Here is a 19,647-nt window from a genome sequence, read left to right as displayed (position 1 = left end):
TCCGACAATTTGACCATAATCAGGTAACAATGGAGATGCCCATGACCACCGCCTTTTTTGTCGCCGCCGACTGGCTTGCCGAACATATTGATGATCCGGAAATACAGATTCTTGACGCCCGTATGGCGCCGCCAGGACAGGAACATCGTGATATGGCGGGCGAATATCGCGCCGGACATATTCCCGGCGCGCTGTTTTTTGATATTGAAGCTCTTTCCGATCGCGCATCGCCGCTGCCGCATATGATGCCGCGCCCGGAAGCGTTTGCGGTGGCCATGCGTGAACTGGGTGTTCGCCAGGATAAACACCTGGTCATATACGATGAAGGCAATCTGTTCTCCGCTCCGCGGGCATGGTGGATGCTACGCACGTTCGGTGCCGAGAAAGTGTCCATTCTGGCGGGCGGACTGGCGGGCTGGCAGCGTGACGAATGGCTATTGCGCGAAGGCGAAGAAGCGCATGAAGGAGGCGAGTTTGAGGCGAAATTCGCGCCGCAAGCCGTGGTGCGTCTCACCGACGTATTGCTGGCAAGTCATGAAAAAACCGCGCAAATCGTTGATGCGCGTCCGGCGGCGCGTTTTAACGCTCAGGCTGATGAACCGCGTCCGGGGCTGAGGCGCGGACACATTCCTGGCGCGCTAAACGTCCCGTGGACGGAACTGGTGTATGAGGGCGAATTAAAAACCACTGACGAACTGAATGAGGTTTTTTTCAGCCACGGCGTGAGTTTCGACAGACCGATTATCGCCAGTTGCGGTTCCGGCGTGACGGCCGCGGTCGTGGTGCTGGCGCTCGCCACGCTGGATGTGCCTGACGTCACGCTTTACGACGGCGCGTGGAGCGAATGGGGCGCGCGTACCGATTTACCGGTTGAACCCACTTAATATCTGCCATGCCGGATGGCGCTCACGCTTATCCGGCCTACCGTTCAGGCTGATTTAAAACGAATCTACATAAATACTGTTTAAGCAGGCCACAAAAAAACCGCTCAATTGAGCGGTTTTTTTGTGCTGGTCCGGTTCGCGGCCTTTCCAGCAGGCTTTGTTGCCATAGCAACGCAGGCACACCGTAGGGGATTAATACTCCCTTTTAAGGGAGCAAATGTCAATATAATTTACCAGGAAACTATTCAACATTTGAGGTATTATCTTTCCCGGCCCTTTCCGCCGTCTCGCAAACGGGCGCTGGCTTCAGGAGAGGATAACCCATGGCCGTAAGCGCAGGCACACCGTAGTGCCTGCTATCACGGCATTATCGCCAGCGGTGCTGCCGTGATGCGGTCTTCGCAAGGACCGCAACATGAAGGTACGATGCTTTTGTGTCGTGCTTCTTGTTTCTGGCACGTTGTGTCTTCACGCAGACAGAAGCCACCCAGGTAATTCTGTTCCCGTAACGCTCAACGTCCAGAGCAGGTAAGCCAGGAGGCCGCCCTGTTGGGCGGCTTTCTTTTCTTCAGATGATGCGGTTCTGTTTAAAATCGCGCAGGAACCCGCCCCAGCGGCGCTCGTAGAACGGCGCGATATGCTCAGTGATAAAGTGGCTGATACCCTGCTCGCCCTTCCTCACCTGACAAATATCGATCGGTTCGTCACCCGGTAACGTGTCGGTCGCCACATTGCCCGCTGCGTGAATGATCTCTTCAATATCGCCGTCAGCCTCAATGCCAATCAGCAGATTGGGTTGAGCGTCCGCATGTTCTTTAATCGCGCAGAGAAATGCGCGTTTCACCGGTTTGATGGTTTTAAACAGCGTAGTGAGGGAATCAATCATCTGCGACGGCGGCTCGGCCACTTCGGATAAAATAAGCGACTCGCCGCCTTCCAGCACTTCCTGCGTACTTAACGGACTGCCTTCCTCAGCGAGAAGCAGGCTGATTTCACGCGGCATAAACTCTTTGCCGGTCGGCAATTTAGCGTTGAGGAATAACGTTTCGCCAAGCGTCATTTCAAACAGCGTGCGCGCCGGCATCACCACAAACGCCTGTTCGTCTTCCACGGCCTGCTGCAGCGCCTCCAGAGAAGTAAAGAAGGGAATGACGGTCGTGCCGTCTTCTTTTTCCCAGTGCTGCAAATCCAGAGCGCTGTCTTCCACAATCGCCTCGCCTTCGGCAGCGCTGCCCGGCACCCAGACGGTGGACTCCAGTAAGGTACGGAAAAATGCCGGACGATGCGCGGGCTCAGTCGCCGCTTTCTCCAGCAAGATTTCTAATTCATTTTTAGTTTCGGACATAGGAATCACAAATTATGTATATGGGTTGTAGGCCTGATAAGACGCACGGCGTCGCCATCAGGCAAAATGCCGGGTGGCGCTTCGCTTACCCGGCCTACAAAAACACCGTTCAGGCGGTCAGCAAATTCGCGATGGTGCGCACACCCAGACCGGTTGCCCCGGCAGCCCACTGCTCAACCGGCGCTTTGCGATAAGTGGCGGAACAGTCAATGTGCAGCCAGCCTTCGCGGTAATTTTCAACAAAGTGCGACAGAAAACCCGCGGCGGTGCTTGCCCCAGCGGGATACGCCGCGCTGCCGGTGTTGTTCAGTTCCGCAAAGTTAGACGGCAGTTGGTTACGGTGGAACTCTGCCAGCGGCAGACGCCAGAACGGTTCATTCTCTTGCGCCGCGCTGGTCAGCAAGCGCCCCGCCAGCGTATCGTCAAAACTGAATAGCGCATGGTAGTCGTTACCCAGCGCCGTTTTCGCCGCGCCGGTTAACGTCGCCATATCAATGATTAGCTGCGGGTGTTGTGCGCTGGCGTCAATCAGGCCATCCGCCAGCACCAGTCGCCCTTCCGCATCGGTATTCATGACTTCGACATTCTTACCATTACGGTAGCGAATAATGTCGCCCAGTTTAAACGCATTGCCGCTGATCAGATTATCGGCGCAGCACAGGAACAGTTTTACGCGTTTATTCAGCCCACGGGTAATGGCGAACGCCAGCGCGCCTGTTACTGTCGCCGCGCCGCCCATATCGGATTTCATTGAGTCCATAAAAGCGCTTTGTTTGATACTGTAGCCGCCGGAGTCAAAGGTAATACCTTTACCGACCAGGCAGGCATAAACCGGCGCATCTTTGTCTCCCGTCGGGTTGTAATCCAACGCCAGCAGCACCGGCGGACGCTCAGAACCACGGCCTACGGTATGCAACCCCATATAGTTCTGCTCGCGCAGATCTTCGCCTTTGGTGATACGGTAAGTGACGCTATCGCACGCGACGCTACACAGCAGATCCACCGAGCGCTGCGCCAGTTGCTCCGGCCCAAGCTCTTCCGCCGGAGCATTAATGGTGTCGCGCACCCAGTCAATAATAGTCAGGCGGTTATCCAGCTCCTGACGTTGGGCATCGTCTAAATCCGGCCACATTACGGTACGGACGCCTTTTGGTCCTTTGTAACCCGCCCAGAATGCCCAACAACGCTCGGTATCCCATCCTTCGCCTGTCAGCGCGACCTGTTTTATTCCCAGGCCGTCGATTTTACGCGCCGCACGCTGGATCAACCCCAGATCGTCTTTACCGTTAAGATGCAAGGTAATACCGTCGTTATTAATACTGTAAGTGGCTTTATCGCCCCAGCGCGCATCGGCAGGCTGCGTGGAAAGCGTAATTTTCATGGCTTCTGTCATTGTTATTTTCCTTATTAGCAAACGGGCCGCCGTAGGGCAGCCCGTTATTTGACTTACTCTGCTTCATCCAACCAGACTAGCAGAATCGCCTCCAGAATTTTTTCATTGGATGCGTTAGGGTCGTCGTCAAAATCGTCCAGTTCGCAGATCCACTGATGCAGATCGGTGAAACGAACGGTTTTAGGATCGACATCAGGATATGCGTCGTATAACGCTTCGCCGATCTCGCGGCTATCGGTCCACTTGAGTCCCATACTACCCTCTGTTAATGCTCACGCGCATGGTTGATTGTGTAACGTGGAATTTCGATAACCAGATCGTCGTCGGTAACGCGGGCCTGGCAGCTCAGTCGACTTTCCGGCTCCAGCCCCCACGCTTTATCCAGCATATCGTCTTCTTCTTCCGAACTTTCCGGCAAGGAGTCGAAGCCTTCACGTACAATACAGTGACAGGTGGTGCAGGCGCACGATTTCTCACAGGCGTGTTCAATCTCGATGCCGTTGCGCAGCGCAACGTCAAGAATGGTTTCACCGGTCTCAGCTTCCAGAACTGCGCCATCCGGACAAAGATCCTGATGAGGCAGAATAACAATCTTCGGCATGTTAAACCTCGTCTACGGAATGGCCTTTCAACGCGCGACGAACCGACTGGTCCATGCGGCGAGCGGCAAATTCCTGGGTTTGTTTATCTACGTTTTTAATGGCTTGTTCTATGGCGTCAACATCATCGCCTTGTGCGACCGCGCTTAAATGTGCGGCGGCATCATCAATGCATTGACGTTCTGCGGCGCTTAACAGCGCGGCGTCGGCAGTTAGCGCGCCGGTCAAACTTTCCAGCACGCGCGCGGCTTCGACTTTTTGCTCCGCCAGCATACGCGCTTTCACGTCCTGCTCGGCAAAACTCATGGAATCCTTGATCATTGAGGCGATTTCACCATCGGTCAGGCCATAGGAGGGTTTGACCTGAATGGAGGCCTCGACGCCAGTGGATTTTTCCATTGCGGTGACGCTCAACAGGCCATCGGCGTCTACCTGGAAGGTCACGCGAATATGCGCCCCGCCCGCCGGCAGCGGCGGAATCCCGCGCAGCGCAAAGCGCGCCAGCGAGCGGCAGTCCTGCACCAGTTCGCGTTCGCCCTGCATCACATGGATAGACATCGCGGTCTGACCGTCTTTGAAGGTGGTGAAATCCTGCGCGCGCGCCACCGGTATAGTGGTGTTGCGCGGAATGACTTTTTCCACCAGGCCGCCCATCGTTTCCAGCCCAAGAGAGAGTGGAATCACGTCCAACAGCAGCATTTCGCTGTCCGGCTTGTTGCCGACCAGAATATCGGCCTGAATCGCTGCGCCGATAGCGACCACTTTATCCGGGTCGATAGCGGTTAACGGCGTGCGGCCAAAAAATTCGCCCACCCGCTCACGAACCAGCGGTACACGGGTCGAACCGCCGACCATGACCACTTCCAGAACGTCCTGGGGCTCAACGCCGGCATCTTTCAATGCGCGACGGCAGGCCAATAGCGTGCGCTTAACCAACGCGGAAATGAGATCGTTAAACTGCTCGCGAGTGATCTCCCCCTGCCAGCCCGCAACATTAACGCGAACGGTATCGGCATCGCTTAAGGCGATTTTCGCCGCAATCGCGGCATCCAGCAGTTCGCGCTGAACGCGATTGTCGCTACGATCGGCAATTCCCGACTGCTCGCGAATATAGTCCGCCAGCAGATGGTCAAAGTCGTCGCCGCCGAGCGCAGAATCACCGCCCGTCGCCAGCACTTCAAACACCCCGCGGCTCAGGCGTAAAATAGAGATATCGAAGGTACCGCCGCCGAGATCGTAAACAGCAATAACGCCTTCTTTGCCTGAGTCCAGACCGTAGGCAATCGCCGCCGCCGTCGGTTCGTTGAGCAGGCGCAACACATGCAGGCCTGCCAGCCGCGCGGCGTCTTTCGTTCCCTGACGTTGGGCATCATCGAAATAGGCGGGAACGGTAATCACCACACCATCCAGCTCGCCGGAGAGCGATTCGCTAGCCCGCGCGGCCAGCGCTTTGAGAATATCAGCCGATACGCGTACCGGATTGAGCAATCCAGCCGCCGTGTCAATCATCGGCAGCCCATTAACGCTTGCCTTAAACCGGTAAGGCAGATGCGGATAGCGCGCCTGGATATCCGCCAGCGAGCGTCCCATCATGCGTTTCACAGAGCTGATAGTGTTGGCCGTATCCTGCGCGGCATTGTCACGCGCAGCGTAACCGACCGTATGGCCCTGCTGCTGATAGTGAACCACTGAAGGCAACAGGTGGCGCCCTTCGTGGTCAGGCAGAGTTTCCGCCTGGCCGCTGCGAACCGTCGCAACCAGAGAGTTGGTAGTGCCTAAGTCGATACCCGCCGCCAGACGACGCTGATGCGGCGCGGCGCTCAGACCAGGCTCACTAATTTGTAATAAGGCCATGTTAGATTCCAGTTAAAAATCGAGCAGCTTTTCTTCGAGTTGTTCTGCGCTGCTTCGCAGTTTATCGAGAAACCGCAGTTTGCGCACCGTATCCGCCGCCGCGTCCCACGCGGCGTTGTCCAACTGTTCCACCATTTGCTGAAGACGAGCATCAAACATCTTTTGTACGCGTTTGATGAAGCTTTCCAGCCGCACGTCGTCTTTTGATTGTTCGATATCGTCCAGCTCTTCGCGAAGCGTGAGTTGTTCCATCAGAAACGCGGTGTCGCGTACCGTATGCTGCTCGCTGGCCAGATCGAACCCGTGTAAGGAAAGCAGATACTCCGCGCGCGTCAAAGGGTGACGCAGCGTTTGCCAGGCCTGGTTGATCGTGGCGGATTGCTGGACGGCGGCAAGCTGCTGCGCCTGAGTGCCGTTGGCAAATTTGTCAGGGTGATACTGGCGTTGCAGATCCTGAAAACGAAGGCTCAGCGCCTGGGTGTCAATCTGATAACGGGCTGGTAAGCCAAAGAGGGTGAAGTAATCCATAACATTCTCAGGGATAGCCTGTCAGAACAAACCCCACACGCAGGCGACCACGGTGGGGTTATACCTTCTTACTTCGCGCCGCAGATGCGTTGTCTGCGCGGGTTCCCCCAGTCATTTACTCAAGTAAGCGCCTGGGGATTCACTCGCTTGCCGCTTTTCTGCAGCACGAATGCTCGGTATAACAGCGGAACACGGTTACACGTGGAAGCTTTCGCCGCAACCACACTCATCTTTCACATTCGGGTTGGAGAATTTAAACCCTTCGTTCAGACCTTCTTTTACGAAGTCCAGCTGTGTACCGTCCAGAAATTGCAGGCTCTTGCCGTCAACCACTACCTTAACGCCTTTGTCTTCAAACACGGTGTCTTCCGCCGTTGGCTCGTCAACAAATTCCAGTACATAAGCCATACCTGAGCAGCCGGAGGTTCTCACGCCCAGACGCAGACCAAACCCTTTACCACGGTTGGCCAGGAAGGTATTAACTCGCGCTGCTGCACTGTCGCTAAGTGTAATCGACATAACAAAACCTCAATGTTAACGTTCTATTTTATTTCGCTTCGCGTTTGCTTTTGTAATCCGCAATAGCGGCTTTAATCGCGTCTTCCGCCAGAATAGAGCAGTGAATTTTCACCGGCGGCAGTTCCAGTTCGTCTGCAATGTCGGTGTTTTTAATCGCCTGCGCTTCGTCCAGGGATTTCCCTTTCACCCACTCCGTTACCAGAGAACTGGAGGCGATAGCGGAACCGCAGCCATAAGTCTTGAAGCGCGCGTCTTCAATGATACCTTCATCGTTAACTTTAATCTGCAACTTCATGACGTCGCCGCAGGCCGGCGCGCCAACCATGCCGCTTCCCACGTTATCGTCGTTGTTGTCAAACGACCCTACGTTACGCGGGTTCTCATAGTGATCGATTACTTTTTCGCTGTAAGCCATTATAAATTCTCCTGATTCCGATACCGATTAATGATGTGCCCATTCGATGCTGTTCAGATCCACACCCTGCTTGTACATTTCCCACAGTGGAGAAAGGTCACGCAGACGGCCAATGGATTTACGAACCAGATCAATGGTGTAGTCGATCTCTTCTTCAGTGGTAAAACGACCTAAAGAGAAACGGATAGAGCTATGCGCCAGCTCGTCATTCATGCCCAACGCGCGCAGCACGTAGGACGGTTCCAGACTGGCGGAGGTGCAGGCGGAACCGGAAGAGACCGCCAGGTCTTTCAGCGCCATGATCAGCGACTCGCCTTCAACGTAGTTAAAGCTCACGTTGAGAATGTTTGGCGCGCCCTGCTCAAGGTCGCCGTTCAGGTAAACTTCTTCAATATCTTTGATGCCGTTCCACAGACGGTTACGCAGACCGCGCAGACGGGCCATTTCGGTCTCCATCTCTTCTTTCGCGATACGGTAAGCTTCGCCCATGCCGACGATCTGGTGAACAGGCAGAGTACCAGAGCGCATACCGCGCTCGTGCCCGCCGCCATGCATCTGCGCTTCAATGCGAATACGCGGCTTACGACGCACATACAGCGCGCCAATGCCTTTCGGACCATAAATTTTATGACCGGAGAAGGACATCAGATCCACTTTCAGTTGGCTCAGGTCGATAGGCAGTTTGCCCACGCTCTGGGTGGCATCAACGTGGTAGATGATACCGCGCGCGCGGCACATTTCGCCGATGGTTGCGATATCCTGCACCACGCCGATTTCGTTGTTCACGTGCATGATGGAAACCAGAATGGTGTCGTCACGCATCGCTGCTTCGAGCTCGTTGAGATCGATGATGCCGTTGCGCTGCGGCGCCAGGTAGGTCACTTCAAACCCTTCGCGCTCAAGCTGACGGCAGGTGTCCAGCACCGCTTTGTGCTCGGTCTTGCTGGTGATGATGTGCTTGCCTTTTTTCTGATAAAAGTTGGCAGCGCCTTTAATCGCCAGGTTATCAGACTCCGTCGCCCCTGAGGTAAAGACGATTTCACGCGGGTCGGCGCCGACCAGTTCAGCAATCTGGTTGCGGGCGATATCGACGGCTTCTTCAGCCTGCCAGCCGAAACGGTGTGAACGAGACGCCGGGTTCCCAAAGGTTCCGTCCAGGGTCAGAAACTGCATCATTTTCTCGGCAACACGCGGGTCCACCGGCGTGGTTGCGGAGTAGTCGAGATAAATCGGTAATTTCATTGCTCTTAAACTCCGTACATCACTCAATGCAAGGAATCAGGCAACCGGCTGGATGTACGACCGTGTTGACGGGACGTCCGCGTCCCGGCCTGATTCTGAATTCTTTTTTACGCTTCATCCTTCAGACGACCGCGGCATTCACCGCATGAGGCCGCCAGAAGAGATGGCGTAATATTTTAATTAAGCACGTAATTTAACGTCGATAGCGTCCTGCGCACGACCACTGGCGCGCGGCGCGTCATGCGTGTGCTGGCGACCAGACACATCCAGAACTTCCTGGTTATTCACCAGCTCGCCTAAGGTAATATTGTTGAGAAAACCGGTCAGGCGATCGCTTAAATCACGCCACAGCGCATGGGTCAGGCATTTATCGCCGCCCTGGCAGCCGCCTTTGCCCTGGCAACGGGTCGCGTCAACGGATTCATCAACCGCGCTGATCACTTCGCCGACCGCGATACTGCCAGCATCTTTACCCAGCAGATAGCCGCCGCCCGGCCCGCGTACGCTGGAAACCAGACCGTTTTTACGTAAACGGGAAAATAGCTGTTCCAGATAAGAAAGGGAAATCCCCTGACGTTCAGAAATATCAGCCAACGGTACCGGGCCCGCTTCGGAGTTGAGCGCAACGTCTAACATTGCGGTCACGGCATAACGCCCTTTAGATGTCAGTCTCATGTCTTACTTAACCTCAAACTCGCCCCTGCCCGGGGTTTTTTATTGTAAAATGGGGGTATTGCATAGCAGGGACAAGTCTGACATTCCCGAGTAATTTGGTCAACTATTTACTTGAGTAAATTAGTCAGGTATTTAGCGTTCCGTGCGGTATTGACGCGGTTACTTGCCTTTATTCTGCTGCTCAATAGACGCCAGAATCCCACGCAGAATATTCAACTCCTGGCTTTCCGGGCGGGCGCGGGTAAACAGACGGCGCAATTTATTCATCACCTGCCCCGGATGGCTTTCGCGAATAAAGCCAGTGGAGAGCAACGTCTGCTCCAGATGGCCGTAGAAACGTTCAAGATCGTCCACCAGCGGATACGGCGTCTCTTCATGATCTGCCGCGTCGCCGTTTTCCTGCGTCGCCAGCCAGGCCATACGGACTTCATATGCGATGACCTGTACCGCCATCGCCAGATTCAACGAGCTGTACTCCGGGTTAGCGGCAATCGCGACGTGATAATGGCATTTTTGCAACTCATCGTTAGTCAGCCCGACACGCTCACGACCAAAAACCAGCGCAACCGGCGTATTTGCCGCTTCCGCCACGCTTTTTAAGCCGCACTCGCGCGGATCAAGCATCGGCCACGGCAGAGTGCGGGAACGGGCGCTGGTGCCGACCACCAGGCTACAGCCAGCTAACGCTTCATCCAGCGTATCGACGATCTGCGCATTACCGATCACATCGCTGGCGCCTGCCGCCAGGGCGATGGCCTGGGAGTCCGGTTTCACCAGCGGGTTTACCAGCCACAGGTTAGTTAAGCCCATGGTTTTCATAGCGCGAGCCACAGAGCCCATATTGCCGGTGTGGGAGGTTTCCACCAGCACAATTCGAATGTTTTGCAGCATTGTCTTTCTTCAGCTAAAGATTATTCTGACATCTTACCATAAAACCAAGACAGATTCCGATCTCGCTGCTATACTCTGCGCCGTTTTCCCGTTCTTTAACATCCAGTGAGAGAGACCGATGCATCCGATGCTGACCATCGCCGTGCGCGCAGCGCGCAAGGCGGGTAATGTAATTGCCAAAAACTATGAAACTCCGGACGCTGTAGAAGCGAGCCAAAAAGGCAGTAACGATTTTGTGACCAATGTGGATAAGGCCGCTGAAGCGGTAATTATCGACACCATTCGCAAATCTTACCCGCAACACACTATTATCACCGAAGAAAGCGGTGAGCACGTTGGCACAGATCAGGATGTTCAATGGGTTATCGATCCGCTGGATGGCACCACCAACTTCATCAAACGTCTGCCACACTTCTCTGTTTCCATTGCTGTACGCATTAAAGGCCGTACTGAAGTGGCTGTCGTTTACGATCCGATGCGTAACGAACTGTTCACCGCCACCCGCGGTCAGGGCGCGCAACTGAACGGCTACCGTCTGCGCGGCAGTACCGCTCGCGATCTGGACGGCACTATCCTCGCTACCGGCTTCCCGTTCAAAGCCAAACAATACGCGACCACCTACATTAATATTATCGGCAAGCTGTTCACCGAATGCGCCGATTTCCGCCGCACCGGTTCCGCCGCGCTGGATCTGGCCTATGTGGCTGCAGGTCGTGTCGATGGTTTCTTTGAAATTGGCCTTCGTCCATGGGATTTCGCCGCGGGTGAACTGCTGGTTCGTGAAGCGGGCGGTATCGTCAGCGATTTCACCGGCGGTCATAACTACATGATGACCGGTAATATCGTGGCGGGGAATCCGCGCGTCGTTAAAGCCATGCTGGCGAATATGCGCGACGAACTGAGCGATGCGCTGAAGCGCTAAGTCTCTTCGGCGGATGGGGCCACTCATCCGCCGTGCCTTTTCAGGCGTTTTTCCTAAACACAGCCTCATCGCTTTACTTGCCTGCATGTTTTTGTACGATCGCTCCCTGCTCCGCTATTGGCATAAAGCGGCAAGGAAGCGAACATGACCCTTCAACATACCCGACGCATCGTCAAATCCCTTTTTATTCTGTTTATCATTGTGGTCTGTATTTACCTGCTACCCCGCGTAGCGATCAATGCCTTTTATTACCCGGACAATAAAGTCTATGGGCCAACCCCTGCCGAAGCTGAATCCATTACCTTTACCGCCAAAGATGGCACGCATCTGCACGGCTGGTTTATTCCCACTGCTTTCGGCAGGCCGGAAAACGCCGTCGCGACGGTGATTCATGTCCATGGCAACGCCGGAAATATGTCGGCGCACTGGCCGTTAGTCAGTTGGCTGCCAGAACGCAACGTAAACCTGTTTATGTTTGATTACCGTGGTTTTGGCGAATCTGAGGGCACCCCATCACAAGAGGGGTTACAGGACGATACGAAAAGCGCGATAGATTATGTGCGGCATCGCGACGACGTTAATCCCGAGCGCCTGGTACTGCTGGGGCAGAGCCTGGGCGGCAATAATGTACTGGCCGCCGTAGGCCACTGCGTAGGCTGCGCAAATATGCGCTACGCCGACCAGGCGGGCATACGTGCGATTATCCTCGACTCAACGTTTTTATCCTATTCCTCCATCGCCAACCAGATGATCCCGGGCAGCGGCTATTTGCTTGATGACCGCTATAGCGCGGATCGCAATATCGCCAGCGTCAGCCCCATTCCGGTATTGATTCTTCATGGCACGGCAGACCATGTTATTCCCTGGCAGGACAGTGAGAAATTGTATGCCCTCGCCCAAGAGCCCAAACAAAAAATCTTCATTCCTGGCGGCGATCACATTGATGCTCTTTCCGGGCGTTATGAAAACCTTTACCGCGATGCAATGATTAATTTTATTCAGACCGCGCTATCCGCTAAATAGCGCGACGCTGTATATATGCATATTTTATGACTAAGAATATATTTATTATACCGATAGTAAAAACCATTTTTTCCCGTTAGCGAAGGCGGTGGATTAGCGCTAGCGTAACAGTAATATTCAACTGATTTTTATAACAATTTATTTTCATTTGTTTTTCCTGAATATTACTGTGGAGTATGTGATGGCTATCAAAATTACGCCTGACGAGTTTAGTTTGCTTATCCAGCGATTAAACAAAAAATGGCGCGTGTTTGCCCCGTCCGCAGAGTTTCGCGGCGGACGTTTTTCCGACACTGACAACATTATTTATCAACGAATTAGCGGCTGGCGCGATCTCATCTGGCACGAGAAATCGCACATGTCGCCGAATACCATTATTGCCCCTATCACCGAAACGCTCTTTTATTTCGATAAAGACACCATTCAAATTGCCGAGACAGACACCTCCCCGATAATCGTCTTTGCCCGCGCCTGCGACATTAACGCCATGTCGCGGCTGGATTATATGTATTTATCAAATGGGAATAATTCCGATTACAGTTATCAACTGCTACGGGAGCATATTCGTTTCGTCCTTATTGAGTGTGAAGAAAGCTTCGAAAATTGTTTCTGCGTCTCAATGGGTACTAATAAAACTGACTGTTATAGCGCCGCTATGCGTTTTAGCGATGAAGGCGCGCTTGTCAGCATCCGCGATCCCTTTATCGAGGCGGCGATACAAGGGCTGGGGCAGGAGGCTGACTATACCCCCTCTTTCGTCAGCGAAAACCGGGAAACCGTCGTCACGCCGGACAGCGTTTGCCGCGATCCGCAAAAAATTCGCGACATTCTCACCCGCCATCCGCTATGGGACGCTTACGACAGCCGCTGCATCAGTTGTGGCCGCTGCACTACCGGGTGCCCAACCTGTACCTGCTATAGCGTCTTTGACGTCGCCTATGATGAAAATCCGCAGCGCGGCGAACGCCGCCGCCAGTGGGCAAGCTGCATGGTGCCAGGCTTTAGCGACATGGCCGGCGGTCATGGTTTTCGCGAAAAACCCGGCGAGCGTCTGCGCTACCGCGCCCTGCATAAGGTCAATGACTACAAAGCGCGCAACGGCATTGAACATATGTGCGTCGGCTGCGGCCGCTGCGACGATCGCTGCCCACAATACATCAAATTTTCTTTGATTATCAATAAAATGACTGCTGCCGTTCGGCAGGCGCTGGCAGAGGAGGCATAACGCATGACACATTGTTCCTGTCATGATAAACCGCAGCACAGTTTGCTGCCTGCGGCGTACCGCATCCTCAGTATTACTCGCCACACGCCGCTGGAGTGGAATTTCCGCGTGGCCGTCGATTTTCCCGCGCACTGGGGGCAATTTGTTGAGGTGTCGCTGCCGCGCGTCGGCGAAGCGCCCATCTCCGTTTCCGACTACGGCGACGGCTGGATAGATCTGCTGATTCGTAATGTCGGAAAAGTGACCAGCGCCCTCTTTACGCTGAAAGAAGGCGACAACGTGTGGCTACGCGGCTGCTATGGCAATGGCTATCCGGTCGATACGCTGCGCCATAAACCCTTACTGGTTGTCGCAGGCGGCACGGGCGTCGCGCCGGTGAAAGGCTTAATGCGCTATTTCGTTGAGAATCCGCAGGAAATTGGTCAACTGGATATGATTCTCGGCTATAAAAATCGCGATTGCGTGCTGTACAAAGAAGAAATGGCAACGTGGCGCGGCAAACATAATCTGGTGCTCACGCTGGATGAAGGCGAGGCTGATGACCGTTACCAGATTGGTCGGGTGACCGATCGGCTTGCCGACATGACGCTTAGCGATATCGACACCATGCAGGCCATCGTCGTTGGGCCGCCAATAATGATTACCTTTACCGTAAAAATGCTGCTGCAAAAAGGGCTCAAGCCGGAGCAAATCTGGGTGGACTACGAACGCCGGATGGCCTGCTCCGTCGGGAAGTGCGGCCACTGCCGTATGGGCGAAGTGTATGTCTGCACCGACGGCCCGATATTTAACTACGCCGTCGCGCAACGTTTTGCCGATTAAGGAGAACATCATGAGCATTGATATTGATATCATTAAAGCCCGTGCGAAAAACGAATATCGCCTGTCAAAAGTGCGCGGCGAAGCCATGATCAGCGTCCGCATTCCCGGCGGTATTTTGCCCGCGCATTTGCTAACGGTGGCGCGTGACATCGCCGAAACCTGGGGCAACGGACAAATTCACCTCACTACCCGCCAGAAGCTGGCGATGCCGGGTATCCGTTACGAAGATATCGACAACGTGAACGCTGCGCTGGAGCCGTTTCTTCGCGAGATTGAAATAGAACTGTGCGACGTCCAGGTTGAGGATACCAAAGCGGGCTACCTCGCTATTGGCGGGCGAAATATTGTCGCCTGTCAGGGGAACCGCATTTGCCAGAAAGCCAACACTGACACGACCGGCCTGTCCCGTCGTCTTGAAAAACTGGTCTATCCCAGCCCTTATCATCTCAAAACGGTCATCGTTGGCTGCCCGAATGATTGCGCGAAGGCGTCAATGGCAGATCTGGGAATTATTGGCGTGGCGAAAATGCGCTTCACTGCCGATCGCTGTATCGGTTGCGGCGCCTGCGTGAAGGCCTGTAGTCACCACGCGGTAGGCTGCCTGGCGCTGAAGAACGGCAAAGCGGTCAAAGAAGAGTCCGCCTGTATCGGCTGCGGCGAGTGCGTGCTGGCCTGTCCGACGCTGGCCTGGCAACGTAAGCCGGATCAGCTCTGGCAAGTCCGTCTGGGCGGACGCACCAGTAAAAAGACGCCGCGCGTCGGCAAGCTCTTCCTCAACTGGGTGACTGAAGATGTGATAAAGCAGGTGATCGTTAACCTGTATGAATTTGAAAAAGAGATGCTCGGCGGAAAACCGATCTATCTCCATATGGGCCATCTGATCGACAAAGGCGGCTACCTGCGTTTTAAAGAACGGGTACTGCGCGGCGTTCAGCTCAATCCGGAAGCGATGGTCGCCGAACGCATTTACTGGGCCGAAGACGAATCCGTCGCGCGGATGCATCTCAAACCCGCCGGGCACTAATCAACCACGCCATGGCCGCAGCCCGCCCACAGGCTGCGGCACGCTAAACCACATGACCAGCGCCGCGACAAGCAGTATGACCCCTCCGGCCAGCGCCAGCGTTGACCAGCCTACCTGCCGCCATAACGCCGGCGCTTTGTTTCCACTGAGCTTCACCGCCAGAGCACGAAAAGTGTGTACCAGCAGCGCCAGCGAGGTAATCGTTAGCGAGGTTCCCGCCGCCATCGCCAGTACCGACGCCATTCCCCAGCTAAAAACGCCAATCACTTTACTGAATAACAGCACCATTATCGCGCCGGAACAGGGCCGCATCCCCATAGACAGTACGATCATGAGTCGCGCGCGCCAGTCATCGCCGCTATGCAATTGTTCCTGCGTCGGTAAATGCTGATGTCCGCAGCCGCATTTTTCATGGTGAACATGGCGCGGCGTAAAAGCGATAAAGACAGGTTTACGTAGCAGCGCGCGTAACCTTTTTATGGCCCGCCAGCACAGCAAGATGCCCAGGCCGCCAACTAACGCATAGCTCCCCTTTTCCAGCCAGAAGCCGCTCAGATGGAGCTGCCTGGCCGGAAGTTGCAATACGGTCAGCACGCCCACCACCAACCCGATAGCCACGAACCCCTGTAATAACGCGGCGGCGAGGGTTAACACGATACTCGATTTCAGCTTCGAAGGATGCGTCGCCAGCCATGTCGCGATCACCACTTTGCCGTGTCCCGGCCCCAGCGCATGAAGCACGCCATACATAAAACTCAGCAGAAGCAACGATCTGCCCGCCCGCTCAGGATGCGTCGACACCGCGTTAAGCAGCGCGCTCAACTGCTGATTTACGTCCCGCTGCCAAAGAGCGCTTTTCAACATCACCTGCGGCCAGGCCTGCCATATCCACAGACCGCCAACCAGCATCAGCAGCAGGAATAACGCCAATGGCCACAGCGAGAGCCAGCGCCACCCCGGAGTGCGTTGAGAAAAAATTACTGACATTGCAAGGTCACCGTTTGGGCAAACTGTTTACCTAAATCCATATCCTCCGGCGGCGCGTCCTCTTTATCCAGCGACTGGGCGAAACGTAGCGTCTCTTCGCCGGGCGCAGGAGTATAAACCTGAATCCGACACTTTTCGCGCAGCGGTTCCGGCATCGTGATATCGCTGTCCTGGTCATAATGCATATCGACATAATAAGAGGGATCAAACGTTGAAAAGGTATAAGTCTGTCCGCTTAACGGCTGCGGTTCAGCCAGCGGTAGCGTAAAGGTCAATACCGCCTGATGCACGTCACGCGTCATACCGTATTCTGTCGGCCTGTTTTTAAACTTCACTTTCGCGCCATTGCGCCACACTTCTGTAAAGTAGTGCTGCCCAAGTACGTTAGCCATCACTTCCGCCGCCAACTTTTTCCATATTTCTGACCCCGGAGCCGCGTTTCCGGCGTCATACAGCAGATCTGCGGACGTCAGCGCGTCCATTGTCCAGCGCATTTTTAACGCCACAAATTGCTCATTTTCACTGACCACCTGCGTTTGCAGACGGATGAAGCTGTGCGGATGCGCCGCCGCCACGAAAGATAAAACGGCAAGAAATAGTGTTAAGGCGCTGCGTTTCACTGACTTCATCTGTTCCTCGCGATAAAAATTCTGTGACGCTCCTCAGCATTCCTGACCTAAAAGCACGCTTATCACATTTTTCACACGCAAACTTTAGCTATCCTTACCAGACAAACTAACGGGAGACCTGACAGATGATGCCGACAATTGCCCCACCATCTGTACTTTCCGCTCCCCAGCGCCGCTGTCAGGTATTGCTGACGCTTTTCCAGCCGGAGCCAATTGCCACGGTGGAAATCTTCAGCGCGCTTAATGGCGTTGATGATGATACTGCCCGTGAGGATATCACTGAGACAAGCCTGGAGATCCAGCGCTATCATCGCCTTGCCATCACAACATGCCAGAACGGTTGCTATCGGATCGAAGGTACAGCACTCGATCAGCGCCTTTGCCTTTTACACTGGCTCAGGCGCGGCCTGCGTTTATGCCCGACCTTCGTCACGCAACAGTTTACCCCGGCCTTAAAAAACGCGCTAAAGCAGCGCGGTATCGCGCGTCCGCTGTATGATGATATTAATCTGCACGCGCTCATCAATCTGTGCGCCCGCCGGTTGCAAAAACCATTTGAACATCGCGACGTGCAGTTCCTGCGTCTCTTTTTACAGTATTGTCTGCTACAACACCATGCCGGCATCACCCCGGAATTCAACCCTGTACAGCAGATTTGGGCGCAGTCGTGCGCGGAATATCCACTCGCCCAGGAAATTGGTCGTCACTGGCAGCGCCACGTGATGCAGGCCGCACCGCTCAATGAAGCGCTGTTTATGGCGTTACTGTTTTCAATGATTCGCCTCCCCGACCCGATTCGCGACACGCATCAACGGGCGCAGCAACTGCGACTGGAGGTGGCGCGGCTGGTGCTGCGCTTTCGAGAAAAAGGGAACGTACGCTTCAGCGACGAACAAGGGCTTAACGATCAGCTGTATGTCCATCTCGCCCAGGCGCTGAACCGAAGTTTATTCACGATTGGCATCGATAATACGCTTCCGGAAGAGTTCAACCGTCTTTATCCGCGTCTGGTTCGTACCACACGTGAGGCGCTAGCCGGATTTGAAGCCGAATATGGTGTCCACTTTTCCGAGGAAGAGACGGGGCTGGTGGCAGTGATTTTCGGCGCCTGGCTGATGCAGGATAACGATTTGCATGAGAGACAGATCGTATTGTTAGCGGATAAAAATGATGCGCTGGAGACGCATATTGAGCAGCAACTGCGTGAACTGACCCTGTTGCCGCTGAATATCAGACGGATATCGCTCCAGGCGTTTCAAAAAGAGGGATGCCCGCGCGGCGTAGCGCTGATTGTTACCCCTTACGCCACGCCGCTACCGCTCTTCTCACCGCCGTTAATTCATGCGGATCGCGCCCTCACAGAGCACCAACAGCAGCAGATCCGCAAGATCCTGGAATCATGACGCGGCAACCACTTTGGGCCGAAGAAAGATAGCGGGCAATGCCACCAGCGCCATAATCCAGAATACGCCGCCGCCCAGATGTTGATACAGAAAACCGGCAAATACTGTCATAATCGCGATGCTGCCGCCCATCGCCACAGCGGAATAGACGGCCTGCAAACGAATCACCTCGCTTCCCTGACGCGCAGCGATATAACGCATGGCGGCCAGATGGCAAACGGTAAACGTGCCACAGTGCAGGATTTGTATCACAATCAGCCACGGCAGCGCCGTACTCCAGCCCATCAGCCCCCAGCGTACCCCCCCGCACACAGCAGAAAGCAATAGCAAGTCGCGGGCGCTAAACCGGCGGAATAGCTTTTTACTCAGGGCGAAAATGATCACTTCCGCCACCACGCCCAACGACCATAAATAGCCGACCGCCGATGCTGAATAGCCAGCCCCCTGCCAGTAGATGGCGCTAAAACCATAGTAGGCGGCGTGCGCCCCTTGCAGCAAACAGACGCAGGCGAGAAAACGCCAACTTTGTGCCACCAGCGTACGCCAGGCGGGCCAGCCTGCGCTCTCCTGCTGACGGCTTTCCCCTTGCGGCGGCACGCTGGGACGTAACAACATACCCAGCAACATCGAGGCGACGCCGAGCGTCAGTAGCGCCAGAATCGCCTGGTAATCGTATAAACTCACCAGCTTACCGGTCAGCGCCGACCCTATCACGAAGGCGATGGACCCCCACAGCCGCACCCGACCATAGTCCAGGGTAATTTGCTTTTGCCAGGTATTGGCCAGCGCATCGGTCAGCGGCACCAGTGGTGAAAAGAAGAGGTTAAACCCAACCATCACCACCATTAGCCACGCGACATGCGTTCCTGCCCAAAATGCCAGCGCAAATACCAGCGTCAGCAATGCCAGTACGCGCAGCGCGGAGATCAACCGCGAAGGATCGCTTACGCGAGGCGCAATGAGCAGACTACCGAGAAAACGCGCGACCAGACCCACGCCCAGCAGAAGACCGATGGTTTCCGGCGTTAGCCCAAGACCTTTGAGCCAGACGCTCCAGAAGGGCAGAAAAATACCGTAACTAAAGAAGTAGGTGAAATAACTGAGCGCCAGCCAGCGCGTGGAATGCAATGCCATGATTCCCTCCCGTTTGGAGGCGATAGTCTGGCGGTAAACGGTTGCGCTGGCAAGGGTAACATAAGATTAACAAGCGGAGGGAGAAGTTCAAACGGCAACGCCGCCGGATAATGACTTCCGGCGGCGTCACGTT

At 54.8% G+C, this 19,647-nt stretch carries 22 protein-coding genes; 8 read left to right on the top strand and 14 right to left on the bottom strand.

Features of this window, described 5'->3' with window-relative positions; genetic code table 11:
- Positions 1-41 precede the first annotated feature (41 nt).
- Positions 42-884, top strand: a complete 843-nt coding sequence (gene sseA / locus OLG56_RS06165) for a 3-mercaptopyruvate sulfurtransferase (RefSeq protein ID WP_000205242.1) — start codon at positions 42-44, stop codon at positions 882-884.
- 415 nt (positions 885-1,299) lie between these two features.
- A complete protein-coding gene (timP, locus tag OLG56_RS06160; RefSeq protein ID WP_249264471.1) occupies positions 1,300-1,416 on the top strand; it encodes a small toxic inner membrane protein TimP in 117 nt (38 codons plus the stop codon).
- Between the two features lie 36 nt (positions 1,417-1,452).
- Here timP and sseB read toward each other — a convergent pair whose 3' ends face one another.
- The 11 genes from sseB to trmJ all read right to left on the bottom strand — a co-directional run bounded on the left by sseB (position 1,453) and on the right by trmJ (position 10,345).
- Complete coding sequence (gene sseB, locus OLG56_RS06155; protein ID WP_001522413.1) at positions 1,453-2,229, bottom strand: enhanced serine sensitivity protein SseB; 777 nt, start codon at positions 2,227-2,229, stop codon at positions 1,453-1,455.
- 109 nt (positions 2,230-2,338) lie between these two features.
- Entirely contained in the window at positions 2,339-3,622 is a 1,284-nt protein-coding gene (gene pepB, locus OLG56_RS06150) for an aminopeptidase PepB (RefSeq protein WP_000133546.1), read from the bottom strand.
- A gap of 53 nt (positions 3,623-3,675) precedes the next feature.
- Positions 3,676-3,876 (bottom strand): Fe-S cluster assembly protein IscX, encoded by a 201-nt coding sequence (gene iscX / locus OLG56_RS06145; RefSeq protein WP_000523621.1) that lies wholly within the window; start codon positions 3,874-3,876, stop codon positions 3,676-3,678.
- Between the two features lie 11 nt (positions 3,877-3,887).
- A complete protein-coding gene (fdx, locus tag OLG56_RS06140; RefSeq protein ID WP_001124466.1) occupies positions 3,888-4,223 on the bottom strand; it encodes an ISC system 2Fe-2S type ferredoxin in 336 nt (111 codons plus the stop codon).
- Position 4,224: 1 nt separating this feature from the next.
- Positions 4,225-6,075 carry a Fe-S protein assembly chaperone HscA gene (hscA, locus tag OLG56_RS06135; protein ID WP_039514333.1) on the bottom strand — a complete coding sequence of 617 codons (1,851 nt, stop codon included), beginning with the start codon at positions 6,073-6,075 and terminating at the stop codon, positions 4,225-4,227.
- Between the two features lie 12 nt (positions 6,076-6,087).
- On the bottom strand, positions 6,088-6,603 hold the full coding sequence (gene hscB, locus OLG56_RS06130; protein WP_000384398.1) for a co-chaperone HscB: 516 nt from the start codon (positions 6,601-6,603) through the stop codon (positions 6,088-6,090).
- A gap of 195 nt (positions 6,604-6,798) precedes the next feature.
- Positions 6,799-7,122: an iron-sulfur cluster assembly protein IscA gene (gene iscA, locus OLG56_RS06125; protein ID WP_000028952.1), complete on the bottom strand. Its 324-nt coding sequence runs from the start codon at positions 7,120-7,122 to the stop codon at positions 6,799-6,801.
- Between the two features lie 28 nt (positions 7,123-7,150).
- Complete coding sequence (gene iscU, locus OLG56_RS06120) at positions 7,151-7,537, bottom strand: Fe-S cluster assembly scaffold IscU (protein ID WP_000331704.1); 387 nt, start codon at positions 7,535-7,537, stop codon at positions 7,151-7,153.
- Between the two features lie 27 nt (positions 7,538-7,564).
- Positions 7,565-8,779 carry a cysteine desulfurase gene (gene iscS, locus OLG56_RS06115; RefSeq protein ID WP_000775263.1) on the bottom strand — a complete coding sequence of 405 codons (1,215 nt, stop codon included), beginning with the start codon at positions 8,777-8,779 and terminating at the stop codon, positions 7,565-7,567.
- Positions 8,780-8,959: 180 nt separating this feature from the next.
- Entirely contained in the window at positions 8,960-9,454 is a 495-nt protein-coding gene (iscR, locus tag OLG56_RS06110; protein WP_001241346.1) for a Fe-S cluster assembly transcriptional regulator IscR, read from the bottom strand.
- Between the two features lie 159 nt (positions 9,455-9,613).
- The gene (gene trmJ / locus OLG56_RS06105; RefSeq protein WP_000940033.1) at positions 9,614-10,345 is read right to left on the bottom strand and encodes a tRNA (cytosine(32)/uridine(32)-2'-O)-methyltransferase TrmJ; all 732 of its coding nucleotides are present in this window, start codon (positions 10,343-10,345) and stop codon (positions 9,614-9,616) included.
- Between the two features lie 118 nt (positions 10,346-10,463).
- On the opposite strand from trmJ, the gene suhB reads away from it, so the two are divergent.
- From suhB to asrC, 5 genes are all read left to right on the top strand, one after another.
- On the top strand, positions 10,464-11,267 hold the full coding sequence (suhB, locus tag OLG56_RS06100; protein ID WP_000553473.1) for an inositol-1-monophosphatase: 804 nt from the start codon (positions 10,464-10,466) through the stop codon (positions 11,265-11,267).
- A 144-nt stretch (positions 11,268-11,411) separates the two neighbouring features.
- Complete coding sequence (locus OLG56_RS06095) at positions 11,412-12,290, top strand: alpha/beta hydrolase (protein ID WP_000174950.1); 879 nt, start codon at positions 11,412-11,414, stop codon at positions 12,288-12,290.
- A gap of 181 nt (positions 12,291-12,471) precedes the next feature.
- Positions 12,472-13,515, top strand: a complete 1,044-nt coding sequence (asrA, locus tag OLG56_RS06090; protein WP_000985214.1) for an anaerobic sulfite reductase subunit AsrA — start codon at positions 12,472-12,474, stop codon at positions 13,513-13,515.
- Positions 13,516-13,518: 3 nt separating this feature from the next.
- Complete coding sequence (asrB, locus tag OLG56_RS06085; protein WP_061377273.1) at positions 13,519-14,337, top strand: anaerobic sulfite reductase subunit AsrB; 819 nt, start codon at positions 13,519-13,521, stop codon at positions 14,335-14,337.
- A gap of 10 nt (positions 14,338-14,347) precedes the next feature.
- Positions 14,348-15,361 carry a sulfite reductase subunit C gene (asrC, locus tag OLG56_RS06080; RefSeq protein ID WP_000020685.1) on the top strand — a complete coding sequence of 338 codons (1,014 nt, stop codon included), beginning with the start codon at positions 14,348-14,350 and terminating at the stop codon, positions 15,359-15,361.
- Here the strand turns inward: asrC and OLG56_RS06075 are convergent, their stop codons facing one another.
- Positions 15,362-16,348 (bottom strand): nickel/cobalt transporter, encoded by a 987-nt coding sequence (locus tag OLG56_RS06075; RefSeq protein WP_000111031.1) that lies wholly within the window; start codon positions 16,346-16,348, stop codon positions 15,362-15,364.
- Positions 16,339-16,977, bottom strand: a complete 639-nt coding sequence (locus tag OLG56_RS06070) for a DUF1007 family protein (RefSeq protein WP_000843763.1) — start codon at positions 16,975-16,977, stop codon at positions 16,339-16,341. The genes OLG56_RS06075 and OLG56_RS06070 overlap by 10 nt, the downstream gene beginning before the upstream one ends.
- 125 nt (positions 16,978-17,102) lie before the next feature.
- On the opposite strand from OLG56_RS06070, the gene csiE reads away from it, so the two are divergent.
- Positions 17,103-18,380, top strand: a complete 1,278-nt coding sequence (csiE, locus tag OLG56_RS06065) for a stationary phase inducible protein CsiE (protein WP_000982966.1) — start codon at positions 17,103-17,105, stop codon at positions 18,378-18,380.
- On the opposite strand, the gene OLG56_RS06060 is transcribed toward csiE, so the two are convergent.
- On the bottom strand, positions 18,375-19,514 hold the full coding sequence (locus OLG56_RS06060) for a 3-phenylpropionate MFS transporter (protein ID WP_061377272.1): 1,140 nt from the start codon (positions 19,512-19,514) through the stop codon (positions 18,375-18,377). The genes csiE and OLG56_RS06060 overlap by 6 nt on opposite strands.
- Positions 19,515-19,647: the final 133 nt, after the last annotated feature.

Origin of the sequence: Salmonella sp. 2018103 (assembly GCF_026247685.1) — a bacterium.
Classification (GTDB): Bacteria; Pseudomonadota; Gammaproteobacteria; order Enterobacterales; family Enterobacteriaceae; genus Salmonella; species Salmonella enterica.
This window is presented reverse-complemented; position numbering and strand designations above follow the sequence as displayed.

What these genes read in the sequence shown, in the direction of transcription:
- OLG56_RS06095 (WP_000174950.1), top strand. Translation starts at nt 11,412, where the DNA reads ATGACCCTTCAACATACCCGACGCATCGTCAAATCCCTTTTTATTCTG.
- timP (WP_249264471.1), top strand. Translation starts at nt 1,300, where the DNA reads ATGAAGGTACGATGCTTTTGTGTCGTGCTTCTTGTTTCTGGCACGTTG.
- iscR (WP_001241346.1), bottom strand. Translation starts at nt 9,454, where the DNA reads ATGAGACTGACATCTAAAGGGCGTTATGCCGTGACCGCAATGTTAGAC.
- trmJ (WP_000940033.1), bottom strand. Translation starts at nt 10,345, where the DNA reads ATGCTGCAAAACATTCGAATTGTGCTGGTGGAAACCTCCCACACCGGC.
- pepB (WP_000133546.1), bottom strand. Translation starts at nt 3,622, where the DNA reads ATGACAGAAGCCATGAAAATTACGCTTTCCACGCAGCCTGCCGATGCG.
- csiE (WP_000982966.1), top strand. Translation starts at nt 17,103, where the DNA reads ATGATGCCGACAATTGCCCCACCATCTGTACTTTCCGCTCCCCAGCGC.
- hscA (WP_039514333.1), bottom strand. Translation starts at nt 6,075, where the DNA reads ATGGCCTTATTACAAATTAGTGAGCCTGGTCTGAGCGCCGCGCCGCAT.
- iscU (WP_000331704.1), bottom strand. Translation starts at nt 7,537, where the DNA reads ATGGCTTACAGCGAAAAAGTAATCGATCACTATGAGAACCCGCGTAAC.
- iscS (WP_000775263.1), bottom strand. Translation starts at nt 8,779, where the DNA reads ATGAAATTACCGATTTATCTCGACTACTCCGCAACCACGCCGGTGGAC.
- OLG56_RS06075 (WP_000111031.1), bottom strand. Translation starts at nt 16,348, where the DNA reads ATGTCAGTAATTTTTTCTCAACGCACTCCGGGGTGGCGCTGGCTCTCG.
- hscB (WP_000384398.1), bottom strand. Translation starts at nt 6,603, where the DNA reads ATGGATTACTTCACCCTCTTTGGCTTACCAGCCCGTTATCAGATTGAC.
- suhB (WP_000553473.1), top strand. Translation starts at nt 10,464, where the DNA reads ATGCATCCGATGCTGACCATCGCCGTGCGCGCAGCGCGCAAGGCGGGT.
- OLG56_RS06060 (WP_061377272.1), bottom strand. Translation starts at nt 19,514, where the DNA reads ATGGCATTGCATTCCACGCGCTGGCTGGCGCTCAGTTATTTCACCTAC.
- asrB (WP_061377273.1), top strand. Translation starts at nt 13,519, where the DNA reads ATGACACATTGTTCCTGTCATGATAAACCGCAGCACAGTTTGCTGCCT.
- sseA (WP_000205242.1), top strand. Translation starts at nt 42, where the DNA reads ATGACCACCGCCTTTTTTGTCGCCGCCGACTGGCTTGCCGAACATATT.
- sseB (WP_001522413.1), bottom strand. Translation starts at nt 2,229, where the DNA reads ATGTCCGAAACTAAAAATGAATTAGAAATCTTGCTGGAGAAAGCGGCG.
- asrA (WP_000985214.1), top strand. Translation starts at nt 12,472, where the DNA reads ATGGCTATCAAAATTACGCCTGACGAGTTTAGTTTGCTTATCCAGCGA.
- iscA (WP_000028952.1), bottom strand. Translation starts at nt 7,122, where the DNA reads ATGTCGATTACACTTAGCGACAGTGCAGCAGCGCGAGTTAATACCTTC.
- fdx (WP_001124466.1), bottom strand. Translation starts at nt 4,223, where the DNA reads ATGCCGAAGATTGTTATTCTGCCTCATCAGGATCTTTGTCCGGATGGC.
- asrC (WP_000020685.1), top strand. Translation starts at nt 14,348, where the DNA reads ATGAGCATTGATATTGATATCATTAAAGCCCGTGCGAAAAACGAATAT.
- iscX (WP_000523621.1), bottom strand. Translation starts at nt 3,876, where the DNA reads ATGGGACTCAAGTGGACCGATAGCCGCGAGATCGGCGAAGCGTTATAC.
- OLG56_RS06070 (WP_000843763.1), bottom strand. Translation starts at nt 16,977, where the DNA reads ATGAAGTCAGTGAAACGCAGCGCCTTAACACTATTTCTTGCCGTTTTA.